Below are 12,506 nucleotides of genomic sequence, written 5' to 3' on the forward strand. Positions count from 1 at the left end.
GGCTGCTAGGGCTGACATAACCCAAGTGGCACCGGGTTGCGTTTCGTCAATTTTTTCTGCACTGTTTGCCCGGGTTGCCTGGCCTACGCCGATTGCAATCTGCGTGATTTCCTGATTTGCGCTGCACCTGCGGCTCAAGCCTGCCAAAGCATTGGTCAGGCCGCACCACCCGCCGGCTGGCGGGCGCGGCGCAACCGACAACGAACACCGACAACGAGACGGGGCACAGCACCGCAAGAGCCGGTGCCGCACACCCCGTCCAACCGCTTGCTGAACAGACCGTCCAATGGAGGACACCGCCATGACCGAAACCGCCGTTGCCGAGCAGCACGCCCGGCAGGATGCCATCCGCGTCAACCACGTCACCCTGGATCAGCCCTGGGAGTGGCTCGACAAGGGCTGGAGCGACATGATCCGTGCCCGCAAGTACAGCCTCACCTATGGGGCCGTCATTGTGCTGCTGAGCGGGCTCATCACCCTTGGCTTCATCAACGAGGGGCTGACCTTCATGGTGCCGTTCCTGGTCGCCGGCTTCTATCTGCTGGCGCCCATCATCGGCCTTGGGCTGTATCAGATGAGCGCCCGCCTGGAGCGCGGCGAGAAGCTCCATTTCTGCCACTTCCTGGAGGCATGGAAGGGCAACCAGGCCCAACTCGGCGTCATCACCGCGGGTCTGCTCATCATCATGCAGCTGTGGATGATGTCCAACTTCGTGCTCTTCGCACTGCTCTACACCGGCATGCACCCGCCGCTGGAGAACTTCTTCGGCACCGTCTTCCTGTCCGGGCAGAACAACGCCTTCGCCTTCGCCAGCATCACGGTGGGCTTCGTGCTGGCCTGGGTGGCCTACGCCATCAGCGCCATCTCGGTACCCATGATCATGGACCGGGACGTGGACGGCTTCACCGCTATCCGCACCAGCATCAAGGCCGTCGTGGAGAACTGGCAGGCCATGACGCTCTGGGCCGGCCTCATCGTCATGTTCATCGCGCTGGGCCTCATGTCCTTCTACATCGGTCTGTTCATCGCCATGCCGCTGGTGGGCCACGCCACCTGGCATGCCTACCGGGACATCGTGCCGGCGCAGGACTGATCCATCCGCCGGCGGCCCCGCCGCCGGCGCGCACCAGGCCAGGGATCGGCCACAACCCACTTGGCACGCTGCAACCGGCGGCGTCGCCCATCGATCCCCCGCCCCGCCGGCCGACTCTCCTCTCCCCACCGCCTTCGCCCGCACCTCCACAACTCGTGGGTGACAAGCGCACCTGATACGCCGGCGCCCTCGGCGTTCTACTGGTCCGCGCGCGGCACGCATGACGGTCGCGCGCGAACAAACGACAACCCGGGGCGCACACCCATGAACGGTCATGGAATGCGATACCTTCATCGAGCCGGCGCACCGCGGCTTGGTGGAGAGCATTCTCGACGATCGCCGCTAGGCCCGGGCGGTGCGGGCGCCGGGGTGCAACAAGGCACCCCGGCCGCCTTGAAGATGCCCCCATCCGGCTACAGTTTTTTGTCACCCAAGACCGGCCGCGCTGAGCCCGGCCCGCAGCAGCGCATCGACAGATGACCGATGAGCGACATGACCCACCCCGACCCCGCCGACCTCAAGGCCGGTCCCAAGACCTGCGCCCGCTGCGGCGCCAGCTTTGTCTGCAAGGTGAACGACCTGCCGCACTGCCAGTGCGTGGGTGTGAGCCTGTCGCCGGACCTGCTCGGCAAGCTGCAGGACACCTACAGCGACTGCCTGTGCTCGCGCTGCCTCAAGGAGCTGGCCGGCAAGGAGCGTGACGGCGACGTGGTCCTCACCGAAGGCGCGAGCTGACCGCGGCACGGCGGGCCGCCCGGGGCGCTGTCCGCCGGCGGTCCAGCATCGAGCCGCCGGCGGTTCAGGGCCGCAGCGGGGCCGGGTCGGCGGCCTCCACCAGATCCAGCCGCTCAGCCAACGGCCGCAGCGGCTCCCCCGGCTGCCCCACCAGGGCCACGGCGCCATGGCCGTGCGGCAGCAGCAGGGCGCGCAGACCATCGCGACGGACCAGCATCGGCACGGTAGACGCCACAATCGGCATCACGAGCACCGTCACGGCACCGCGTTCGCCATCCATGACCAGATGCGCACCGTCCGCTTCCCCCATCCGGCAGCGGCCCGCATAGCGCAGCGTCGGGCCTGCGCCGAGCCGCGGCATCGTCTCCACCCCGAGATTCCCGAGCACCAGCCGGGCCGCCGGCACCGGCACCGCCGCTCGAGCCGCTGTGTCCAGCAGGTCCGGCTCCGAGCGCACATGCTCGACGGCCAGACCGGCGAGCGCCCGCGCCGTCGCCATGCCCGTGGGCACGGGCGCCAGGTGCAGCCCCCACCAGACCAGCGCCGCCAGCAGCGGCAGCAGGCCCACCAGCAGCAGCCACCGGCGGCCGTGGCGTGCGCCGGAGGCCTCCGGCAGCGGCTCGCCGGTCTCCGCCGCCAGCGCCCGGCGCAGCTCGGCCTCGAAGGCCAGCGCGCGCCCGGCCTCCGTGGCGCAGGGCGGGCACTCACGGGCGTGGTCGCGGAATGCCGGGTCCGGGTCCATCGGATCCGTCAGCAGCCGGCGTTTGAACTCTTCGCAATCCATGGTCATGGGACTCTCGGCCGTAAGCTTCGCAGGGCTGTCTCGCTCGGGATCGGTCAGCCGCGGGTCTGATTCGCCTCGCGACACCGCCCGGAGACCGGGCAGGTATCGGCGTAGGGCGGACCTTGATCAGAAATTGGGCGCAGCGCATCCGCCATGCGGGCGCAAGTCGGTGATCGATTTTCCCAAAGGCAAGTGCGCAACGACCCGTTCAACCCCAAGAAAGATGTCTCGCGCGGAGACGCGAAGGCACGGCGAAAGAGCAGAGGAGAAGCGCGCTGGTGAACTCGACCAACGCTCGCTCTTCACTTTGCGCCTCTGCGGCTCTGCGCGAGCTTCTGCTTCCGGCCCCGCTGCGCGAGCCTCTCCCTGCCGCGTCGGAACCGTTGCAGCCCGGTGATGCGGACATCTGACCTACAAGACCGTGGGGCGCGTCGATTTCTGTCGCCCCGCCAGGCCAGCACCCACCGCGCCCGTGCCCCCGCGCGGCACGGGCCTGAAGCCCGCGGGCGCTGTGATAACCTGCCCCTTTGAGTGCCCGCGGTAGGCAGGAATCATGGCAGTACGCGCGTTCGACAGCATCATCATCGGGGCCGGGCCTGCCGGCGAAGGGGCGGCCATGAAGTTGGCCAAGGCCAACCAGAAGGTCGCCGTCGTCGAGGCCCACACCCAGGTGGGCGGCGGCTGCACCCACTGGGGCACCATCCCCAGCAAGGCCCTGCGCCACTCCATCCAGATGCTCGCGGACTACCGCCGCAACCCGCTGTTCCACCACACCGTGGATCAGGCGGAGGTGGAGTTCCCGGACCTGCTGCGTGCCGCGGACTCGGTGATCGACCACCAGGTGCGCACCCGCTACCGCTACTATCAGCGCAACCGCGTGGAGGTGGTCTTCGGCCGCGCCCGCTTCGTGGACGCCCACCGCATCGATGTGGTGCGCCCGGACGGCGCCAGCGAGTCGCTGCGCGCGAAGCACTTCGTCATCGCCACCGGCTCCCGCCCCTATCATCCGCCGGATGTGGACTTCTCGCACCCGCGGGTGCTGGACAGCGACTCCATCCTGGGCCTGAAGCACACGCCGCGCAGCCTGACCATCTACGGCGCCGGCGTCATCGGCTGCGAGTATGCGTCCATCATGAGCTACCTGGACATCAAGGTGAACCTGGTGGACACCCGCGACCGGCTGCTGTCCTTCCTGGACGACGAAATCACCGATGCGCTCAGCTACCACCTGCGCGAGCAGGGCGTCGTCATCCGCCACGACGAGACCTACGAATCCGTGGAGCCCGCCGACGACGGCGTGGTGCTGCACTGCAAGTCCGGCAAGAAGCTCAAGACCGACGTGCTGCTCTGGGCCAACGGCCGCAGCGGCAACACCGAGGACATGGGCCTGGAGGCCATCGGGCTCACCCCCAACAAGCGTGGCCAGCTGGAGGTCAACGAGAGCTATCAGACGGAGCTGTCCCACATCTACGCCGTCGGTGACGTCGCCGGCCCGCCGGCACTCGCCAGCGCCAGCTACGACCAGGGCCGCTTCGTCGGCGCCCACATCGCCGATGGCAAGTGCGACTGGAAGCTCATCGAGGAGTTTCCCACCGGCATCTACTCGGTGCCGGAGATCAGCTCCGTCGGCCGCACCGAGCGCCAGCTCACCGCCGACCAGGTGCCCTACGAGGTGGCCCAGGCCCACTTCAAGGCCATCGCCCGCGCCCAGATCACCGGCCACACCGTCGGCATGCTGAAGATCCTGTTCCACCGTGAGACGCTGGAGATCCTCGGCATCCACTGCTTCGGCGAGCAGGCCTCAGAGATCATCCACATCGGCCAGGCCATCATGCGCCAGCCGCCGCCGGCCAACACCATCCAGTACTTCGCCGAGACCACGTTCAATTACCCGACCATGGCGGAGGCCTACCGCGTGGCGGCGCTGAACGGGCTGAATCGGTTGTTCTAACAGCCCACCCTATGCTAGGTTGCGCTCATCGCAACCCGGGCGGGGCGCATCGTGTCCACCACCATCGGCCTCAAGCTCGACGACGAGATCCGGAACCGACTCCAGCGCCTTGGCGAGAGCCGCGAGCGCTCCCCGCACTGGCTGATGAAAACGGCCATCATCCAGTTCCTCGACCGCGAAGAGCACATCGAGCAGGAGCGGCTGGAGGACGAGCAGCGCTGGCAGCGCTGGGTCGAGACCGGTGCCCACATCGACCACGACGAGATGACCGCCTGGCTGGACGGACTCGCCGCCCGCGCGGACGATATGGCACGCCAGCCGCGGGATGCAGACACCCGGCTGGATGGCCGGTCCGCAGAAAGTGCCGATGACTGGGCCGAGCAACCGCCCGCCGCGATTGCCGATGAGCCCGGCAAATGGCGCTGATCTGGCTCCCCCCCCTGCCGGATCACCCCAAAGGCCGACATCCAGCGCCCGTTCGACTTCCTGGCCGACGTCAACCCCACCGCCGCCGCCAAGGCCATCCGCCTGATCCGCTCCGGCGCCGACCGCCTCCGCGATCACCCCCGCCTTGGCCGCCCCATGCAGGACGGCCTGCGCCGCGAGCTGTATCTGCCCTTCGCCGGCGGCGCCTACATCCTCCGCTACCGCCTCGAAGGCGACACGGTCGTCATCATCCGTGTTTGGCACGGGCGCGAGCAGCGCGGCTGAGCATGTCCCGCCTGACTGCGATGCTTCAGCGGGTGGCTCTGGCTGCTGGCTCCGTCTGGCTCCCTCTGGCTCTGGCTCCAACGCTCCAGCGTTGGAGCTGGGGCAGACGCTCTGCGTCCCGTCGCGCTGGTTACCTGGTGGTTCCCTGGTCGCGAAGCTCCAGCTTCGCGACCCGAGCGCGAAAGCTCTGCTTCCGGATGCGTTGCGCAGGCAGTGGTGGCGAGGCGCCTTCGGCCATGGAGCAAGGAAGCGGAACCTAGCCCGCGGGTCGCCGATGCCGGAGGCGGGTCTCGGGAAGCAGAGCTTCCCGACTGGCATCGCGAAGCAGGAGGTTCGCGACGAGGAACGGGCCGGGCCAGGCTCCCACGCTCCAGCGGAGGAGCCGGTCGCGACGCCTCCGCGTCGCGCCCCTGATGCCCGCGGATCATCAAAGATCCAACGGACTGCGCGCCTGCTTCACCGTCACGCTCGGCACCGTATGCGTATAGATCATCGTCGTCTTCACGCTGCCGTGGCCCAGCAGCTCCTGGATGGTGCGGATGTCGTAGTTCGCCTGCAACAAGTGCGAGGCATAGCTGTGACGATTATGCCGCGTGCGGCATAATCGTCATTATTCCGCGCGCCGGATTATGCCGAGCGCGGGTGTGAGAGCCGGTGGTGCTCGGGCTTGGCGGGGGAAACCATTCGGCATAATCAGAGGCTCTTCAGGAAGGCGAGCAGCGCGTCGTCCGGGCGGTAGCGCCCCGGTGTGACATCGACATTGGCGGTCTTGGAAAGCGCCTGCTCTTTCATCCGCATGTCGGCGTGGAGGTAGATTTGCGTCGTCTCCACGGATTCATGCCCCAGCCATAAGGCGATGACGGCACGATCGACGCCATTTTGCAGCAGCGCCATGGCCGCGCTGTGGCGCAGCACATGAGGGGTGATGTGCTTCTGCGCCAAGGAAGGGCAGTGGTGACGGGCGACAACGGCATATTTACTGACCATATGCTCGATGCTGTCGCGGCTGAGCGCCGCGTTGTGCCGGTTGGGGAACAGCGGGTCCTCGGGTTGGCCGTCGCGCTCGGCCATCCAAGCCCGCAGCGCCGTGACCACATCTTCGCGCAACGGGGTGCAGCGTGCCTTACGCCCTTTGCCGAGGCAGCGGACATGGGCGCCGTGCCCAAGCACCACATCGCTGCAGCACAGCGCGATCAGCTCCGAGACGCGCAGCCCGGTTTGTGCCGCTACCAGCAACAGCGTGCGATCCCGGCGCCCGAGCCAGGTTGTCGTCGTCGGTGCTGCCACCAGCGCCGCGATCTCCTCATGGTTCAGAAAGGCGATGTCGTGCTGCTCGAAACGCTTGCTCGGGATCGCCAGCACGCGCTGGATGAGGGCACTGACCCCCGGCTCATAGAGGGCTGCATAGCGGAAGAAGGCGTGTATCGCCGCCAGGCGGGCGTTGCGCGTGCGGGCACCATTGCCGCGTCCCTGCTCGAGGTGATCCAAGAAGGCGCCGATCACGGGTGCATCCAGATCCTGTAACGACAGCTTGGAAGGTGCCTTCTTGGTTCGCTCCTGGACGAAACGCAGCAACAGCGAGAAGGTATCGCGATAGCTGGCGATGGTATGCGCGCTGGCTTGACGCTGCTGCATGAGCCGCTCGGTGAAGAACTGCTCCAGCAGACGCGGCAAGTTGGCCTCGGCACTCATGGCTGCCCCTCCCCGCTGCACTCTGCGTCGAGGCGCCGCGCAGCCAGGGCCAGCAGCTCGGGCGTCGCGGAGAGATACCAATAGGTATCGCCGACATGGGCATGACCGAGATAGGCCGCGAGCTGCGGCAGGCGCTGCTCGACATCGGCGCCGCTGCGGTACCAATCGAGCAGGGTGCGGATGGCGAAGCGATGGCGCAGATCGTGCAGCCGCGGGCCGTGATGATCCTTTGGCGCACGCAGGCCGATCTGATGCGACAACGTGACGAAGGTCGCGCGCACGCTCCAGGTGGTGAGCCGGGCGCCCTGCTCGGAGAGAAAAAAGCTCGGCGCCGGCGGTGCGGGATACAGACCGTCGCGGCGCTCGGCGTAGCGCGCCAGTCTGGCCGTAGTGCTCGGATGCAGTGGCAGCCAGCGCGATTTGCCGAACTTCGCGCCGCGGATACTCAGGCTACCGCCCGCCAGGTCCACATCGGCACGGTCCAGCGCGAGCGGCTCGCCGATGCGCATCCCGGTGACAGCCAACAGACCGAAGAGCGTCGCATAGGTCGCTGCCCGCAGTCCGGTTGGCGACGGCAGCCGCGCAGCCGCTTCGATCAGGGCGGCGATCTCCTCGTCGCGGTAGACGTAGGGTGATGGTCGCGCATAGCGATAGGGAAGCAGCTGCGCCGGTGGAATCTCGGTGCGGGGGTCCAGGGCACGGTAATAGCGGGCGAACTGGCGCACGATGCCCAAGCGTCGCGCCCAATGCGCCGGCGAGGCGCTGCTCGGCAGCATCGCCCAGCGCAGGGCCAGCTCGGTGGTGACCGACGCGACACCTTCGCGCTCGGCGAAATTCACGAACTGGTGCAGATCGCGGCCGACGTCGGTCAGCTTGAAGCCCAGCCCTCGCCGCAAGGCAAGGTAGTCGTCCACAGCGGCGGAGAGCACGCTCATGACGTCGCTCCCGGCCAGGGCTGTGCCAGCTCGGCCAGCGCGCAGGCGTCGACCTTGGCATAGATCTCCGTGGTCTGCGGCAACTGATGGCCCAACAGCTGGCCGATCTCCGCCAACGAGGCGCCGCGGCGCAGCATCGTCGTCGCCAGCGAGTGGCGCAGCAAGTGCGCCCCTCGCAGCGGCGGCTGGAGACCGGCGCGTGTCAAGGCACGCGACACGATGCCGTCGATCGCCACCGAGGCAGCAAAGCCGGTGTGCGGTGCCCGCAGGCGCACGAATACCCGCCGGGTCGAGCAGTGAGGCCGCCCCGCACTCAGGTACCGGGCGATGGCTTCACCCACATCCACCGGCAGCGGCAGCCGACGCCACCGTCCACCCTTGCCACATACCGTGAGCAGACCCTCGGTCCAGTCGATGTCCTCCAGACGCAGGTGCACGACCTCGCCGGCCCGCAGCCCCAGACGCGCGAGCAACAGCAGAACGGCGTAATCGCGCTGGCCCCCAATGGTGTGCTGATCACAGCTGGCCAGGAGTGTCTCGACCTGCTCGGCCGGGAGATACTTGGGCACGCCGGAGCGGCGCCAGTCCGCGACCGTGGGCACTGACGCGCTCAGATCGACCGCGATGCGCCCGTGTTGGTGGAGAAAGCGCAGGAAACCGCGCAACGCAGTGACCATGAGCTGCGCCGGCTTGGGCGAGAGGCGATGGGCCTCTGCGCGCACGAACGCGATGGCGTCGTGCGCCTGCAATGCCGCCGGATCGACGCGCGCTGTCCCGACGCAGGCGGCGAGAAAACGCATCGCGACTGCAACGTAGGTGTCCACCGTCCTCATGGCGAGACCGCGCTCCTGAATCAAGTAGCGCCTGAATGCCCGGAGCATCTCGGCCTGCGGCCCGTCCTCGGCAACGACTGTCGGCTGCGGCAGGACACCTACATCAGACAGGTGCCTGAGCAGATCTCGCAGCGTTGTCGGATCACCATGGTAGCGGCGGCGCTCGCGCGTATGGAACTCATGCAGAAAATCGCAGACGCGTTGCTCATTGAGGGCGCCGACGGAAAGCTGATGCTCGGTCAGCCAACCGCTCAACCTGGCGACCACATGGAGCTTGTCTTGCCGGGTCCAGGGGGCGTAGCCCTGTTCGCGCAGGCGCTGCGCGAAGGCTTCCGCATAGGGCGCCAGCGGTCCTGAAACCGCCGACGGAAGAAGCGTTCTCATGTCGTGTCTCCTCGCGATACCGGCCATATGGCCAGTGCCAGGAGACAGCCGGATTATGCCGCATGCAACGGGGTTGGCTTGGAGCGCGAGTCCCTGCTACAGAGGGTTTAGAGCTAGACCGAACCGACCGTTCGACATAATCCGGCGCGCGGAATAATGCCTTAGGGTATGCGCAGAGGCCCGCTTGGGAATGCCGGCCCCCTGGACCGCCGTCTTCAGTGCCTTTTGCAGGGCGGTGTCATGCACGAAAAGCAAGGCATTGAAGGCCTGGTTCTGGCTCGATGCGGAGACCTGCTTGTCTACCGCCAGATGTGTCAGGAACGTCTTCACGTCGTCCACCGCCAGCGCCGCCGGCGGCTTGTTGCGGGTAAACCCCTGAAGCTGCCTCGCCCAGCTGCGATAGCTCTTCAACGTCTTGGCGGAATAATGGCGGACCTGGATCGCCGCCGTCAGCTGGTCGTACAGCTCGGGCCAGCCGTTCGGAGCGGCACCGCCGGTCGGCGCCGTCGTCGCCTGGGCCGCAGCCGGCCGCGCCCCGATGGGCGGACCTGGGCGCTGCGCTTCGCCCCCTCCGGGCGCCTGTGTCGGGCGACTCGTACCCACATGCCCGGCGCCGCGCGTCGCCACCTCGTGCGGATCAGTGGGACCGGACGCAGCGGTTCGGCCGCCGTACCCCGCTCCACCGTCGGCGCGCCTCGGGGTCGATTCCGGCGCAGCCGCGGGCGCCGGCTCCACGGCCGACCGAGCGGCTGGCCGAACGGCTGACTGCGCGGATTGCTGGGCAGATGGCTGGGCCGCTGGGCGGCGCGCCCTACTCGCCTGCAAAGCGCCCGCACTGTTGCGCGTGCCGGGTGGGTGCTGCGCACCGGTCTCCCCCAGGAAAAAGTACAGCCGCACCGCGTCGACCGCCTGCTTGCGCATCCAGTCGGCCTGCCCCTTCTCCAGCAGCTTTCGCAGGAACGACCGCACAGTCTCCCGCTCCAGCGGCGCGCGCTCATACTTGGCGCAGAAATCCAGATAGAAGCGCAGCCACCGCCGATAATGCGCTCGCTGATACTCGGGAATCCCGTCCTGTGCCAGAGCCGCGTCGTAGCACGCGAGGAGATCGGGCGGTATGGCAAGCATCGGGGACACTCCTTCTTCCGTAAATCTCGCCGGTGAGGCTGGCTATACGGAAAGTTCCTAGCACTCGTCGGATTCTGTTGTCAACGGCCGACGTGCGGTGCTATTTTTGTCGTCAACGGTAGGATTCCCGTTCGGGAGGTTATCCCGAAACGGGAGAATCAATTGTTAGGCTACCCGAGATTAGGAGGTTTTAATAATGCGAATTTCACACCAGCACCGCTTTGTGTTTCTCTCCAATCCTCAATCAGGGAGCACGTCAATCAGAATAGCACTTGACCCTTACAGCGATATAAAGTCTTCCACAGAATTCCCATATCACCATCACACCAACGCGCGGAGACTCAAAGAGCACTTTTTGAAACAGGGCTGGGACTGGAATAGCTACTTCAAATTCACAACCGTTCGCAATCCATGGGATCGAATGGTTGCGCGCTACTAATACGGACTTTCTAACCCCGGCTCGATCTGGCATACGCCCGCGACTCATGCCGAATCATTTATCGATTTTTTAGATCATCCGGTAGTTTTAAAGTCTTCGCCGAACCATACACTTAAGCAGTTTGCCTATTCGTCTGATGGCATTTGCCTGGTTGATGAGATTTTGAAACTTGAAGAGCTTCAGGACAGTTGGCCATCGGTGACAAAGAAACTAGGCTTGAAAGATGTAAAACTACCTCACGTTAATAAGAGGTCATCGCGAAAATTTTTTCTGGGCGAGAGAAAAAAAGGCCTCATTACAGTAAGTTTTACAATAGCACTGCTAGAGATCGCGTGGCAAATTGGTTTAGTTTTGACATAGAATTAGTTGGTTACAATTTCGAAGTCATTGATTAGCCGACACCTATGCCCATGCGCCATTGAAGCGGACACGGATTCAGCTCAGTTCTGAACGTGAGAGAATGGGTGCAGGCGACATAATCATCTGTTAACGTCTATTCGGATGAGGACTATGCGGATTACGTGGACAGTTTACTTAATTATGGAGCCCGTGCGACCAGGATAGAATGAAGAGTCGCCCAACCAGCGGCGCAGCCCAACAACGCGTGTCGTCGCGGTCTGCTATGCTTACTGAGTCGTCAACTTGCCAACCATCTGTTACGTATCCGCTCAACGGGGCCGGCTCGGCTCCGCGGAGCGGTAACGCAGCAGTCACGAGTTCACGAGTAGCCATGAGGCGTAGAATCTACACCGACACTTCCGCGGTAGGCGGCTGCTTCGATGTCGAATTCGAGCACGGATCGATCCCGCTTTTTGATGCCTTTCGCTCTGGCGCCGCAGTTCTCGTGGTTTCCGATCTTACTCTGGCCGAGTTAGAGGCGGCACCAGAACCGGTTCGTGACGTACTGCTATCCGTACCTGTGGAACACGTAGAGTTTGTGAGCTTTTCCGAAGAGGCTGGTCACTTGTCGGAAGCCTATTTGAAAGAAGGCGTTGTTCCCAGTAAGAGCAGAATAGACGCACAACATATTGCAACTGCTACGATCTGTCGTGCCGACGTTCTTGTAAGCTGGAACTTCAAGCACATTGTAAATCTTGAGCGTATCCATGGATATAACTCTGTGAACCTGCGACTTGGGTATCCCATGCTTGAGATCCGGTCACCGATGGAGGTGCTGAATTATGACGATTAAAGCTGTCGAGTTGATGCGGGGCGCTCGCGACAAGATCTATCACGATACAGAAGGCATGTCTTGGACCGAAGAACAAGCATACCTCGCATCTCATCGCGGTTGGCTTGAGGCACTGCGGAAGGAAGAGTCCAGCAACAGGGGCACCTCCGACCGCTTGCTGGCTGGTCGGCGGAGTAGTGCCGACCAGCCAGCACGCGGCGGGCTGTGCTAAACGGTATGAGGCTCACGGGAAGAGGGGTCAGGGGGTCACCATTTAGCTGACCCCGCTCAATAGGCGGCCCAAAAACCTCGCGGCTGCGCACGATGATCTAGATCAATACTCCACGAAGCGATTCGGTTCAGGCGAAGGCACGGTTCACGTCGAACGCCCACTTCCCGAACGGGCCGTCGCGCAGAATGTGACAGCAGGCGCGGGCCAGCTTTTGGGCGACCGCCTTGATCGCCACCACACCCTTGGTCTTCGCCTGCTTGCGTTGATACCAGCGCTTGAGCTGCCCCCTATGAGACCAGGCGTAGCGCACGGCGAAGTTGGCCGCCTCGACGTACGCCCATGCCAGGTACTTGTTGCCGTTCTTGGTGTTGCCCTTGCCCTTCTGCTTGCCGTTGGAGACGTGCGTGCTGCCGACACAGCG

Annotated in this window: 12 protein-coding genes and 2 pseudogenes; 7 read left to right on the top strand and 7 right to left on the bottom strand. The window is 64.9% G+C overall.

Features of this window, described 5'->3' with window-relative positions; genetic code table 11:
- Window positions 1–301: 301 nt before the first annotated feature.
- Both QZ607_RS15805 and QZ607_RS15810 read left to right on the top strand, forming a co-directional pair.
- Window positions 302–1,093 carry a DUF2189 domain-containing protein gene (locus QZ607_RS15805; RefSeq protein ID WP_295884499.1) on the top strand — a complete coding sequence of 264 codons (792 nt, stop codon included), beginning with the start codon at window positions 302–304 and terminating at the stop codon, window positions 1,091–1,093.
- 483 nt (window positions 1,094–1,576) lie between these two features.
- Window positions 1,577–1,828 carry a cysteine-rich CWC family protein gene (locus QZ607_RS15810; RefSeq protein ID WP_295884502.1) on the top strand — a complete coding sequence of 84 codons (252 nt, stop codon included), beginning with the start codon at window positions 1,577–1,579 and terminating at the stop codon, window positions 1,826–1,828.
- Window positions 1,829–1,892: 64 nt separating this feature from the next.
- Here QZ607_RS15810 and QZ607_RS15815 read toward each other — a convergent pair whose 3' ends face one another.
- Window positions 1,893–2,618: a DUF3379 family protein gene (locus tag QZ607_RS15815; RefSeq protein WP_295884506.1), complete on the bottom strand. Its 726-nt coding sequence runs from the start codon at window positions 2,616–2,618 to the stop codon at window positions 1,893–1,895.
- Window positions 2,619–3,165: 547 nt separating this feature from the next.
- Between QZ607_RS15815 and sthA the strand changes: the two genes are divergently transcribed.
- The 3 genes from sthA to QZ607_RS15830 are packed head-to-tail and all read left to right on the top strand — an operon-like array spanning window position 3,166 to window position 5,274.
- Window positions 3,166–4,563 (top strand): Si-specific NAD(P)(+) transhydrogenase, encoded by a 1,398-nt coding sequence (gene sthA, locus QZ607_RS15820; protein ID WP_295884508.1) that lies wholly within the window; start codon window positions 3,166–3,168, stop codon window positions 4,561–4,563.
- Window positions 4,564–4,614: 51 nt separating this feature from the next.
- On the top strand, window positions 4,615–4,989 hold the full coding sequence (locus tag QZ607_RS15825; RefSeq protein WP_295884509.1) for a hypothetical protein: 375 nt from the start codon (window positions 4,615–4,617) through the stop codon (window positions 4,987–4,989).
- A gap of 39 nt (window positions 4,990–5,028) precedes the next feature.
- Window positions 5,029–5,274 (top strand): type II toxin-antitoxin system RelE/ParE family toxin, encoded by a 246-nt coding sequence (locus tag QZ607_RS15830; RefSeq protein WP_295884525.1) that lies wholly within the window; start codon window positions 5,029–5,031, stop codon window positions 5,272–5,274.
- Window positions 5,275–5,701: 427 nt separating this feature from the next.
- Here the strand turns inward: QZ607_RS15830 and QZ607_RS15835 are convergent.
- The 5 genes and pseudogenes from QZ607_RS15835 to QZ607_RS15855 all read right to left on the bottom strand — a co-directional run.
- Window positions 5,702–5,845 (bottom strand): annotated as a pseudogene (locus tag QZ607_RS15835) (tyrosine-type recombinase/integrase); the annotation flags it as partial.
- A 122-nt stretch (window positions 5,846–5,967) separates the two neighbouring features.
- Window positions 5,968–6,966: a site-specific integrase gene (locus tag QZ607_RS15840; RefSeq protein WP_295884514.1), complete on the bottom strand. Its 999-nt coding sequence runs from the start codon at window positions 6,964–6,966 to the stop codon at window positions 5,968–5,970.
- Window positions 6,963–7,901 carry a tyrosine-type recombinase/integrase gene (locus QZ607_RS15845; protein WP_295884517.1) on the bottom strand — a complete coding sequence of 313 codons (939 nt, stop codon included), beginning with the start codon at window positions 7,899–7,901 and terminating at the stop codon, window positions 6,963–6,965. The genes QZ607_RS15840 and QZ607_RS15845 overlap by 4 nt, the downstream gene beginning before the upstream one ends.
- Window positions 7,898–9,118, bottom strand: coding sequence for a site-specific integrase (locus QZ607_RS15850; RefSeq protein WP_295884518.1), 1,221 nt, complete (start codon window positions 9,116–9,118; stop codon window positions 7,898–7,900). Before QZ607_RS15850 ends, QZ607_RS15845 begins: the two co-directional genes overlap by 4 nt.
- 96 nt (window positions 9,119–9,214) lie before the next feature.
- Window positions 9,215–10,243, bottom strand: a complete 1,029-nt coding sequence (locus QZ607_RS15855) for a site-specific integrase (RefSeq protein WP_295884520.1) — start codon at window positions 10,241–10,243, stop codon at window positions 9,215–9,217.
- A 196-nt stretch (window positions 10,244–10,439) separates the two neighbouring features.
- Here QZ607_RS15855 and QZ607_RS25895 point away from each other — a divergent pair, with 196 nt between their 5' ends.
- Together QZ607_RS25895 and QZ607_RS15860 are read left to right on the top strand one after the other, a co-directional pair.
- Complete coding sequence (locus QZ607_RS25895; protein WP_367268204.1) at window positions 10,440–10,682, top strand: sulfotransferase family 2 domain-containing protein; 243 nt, start codon at window positions 10,440–10,442, stop codon at window positions 10,680–10,682.
- Between the two features lie 730 nt (window positions 10,683–11,412).
- On the top strand, window positions 11,413–11,874 hold the full coding sequence (locus tag QZ607_RS15860) for a PIN domain protein (protein WP_295884522.1): 462 nt from the start codon (window positions 11,413–11,415) through the stop codon (window positions 11,872–11,874).
- A gap of 338 nt (window positions 11,875–12,212) precedes the next feature.
- On the opposite strand, the pseudogene QZ607_RS15865 reads toward QZ607_RS15860, so the two are convergent.
- Window positions 12,213–12,506 (bottom strand): annotated as a pseudogene (locus QZ607_RS15865) (IS110 family transposase); the annotation flags it as partial.

This window comes from uncultured Thiohalocapsa sp., from assembly GCF_913063425.1.
Lineage (GTDB): Bacteria > Pseudomonadota > Gammaproteobacteria > Chromatiales > Chromatiaceae > Thiohalocapsa.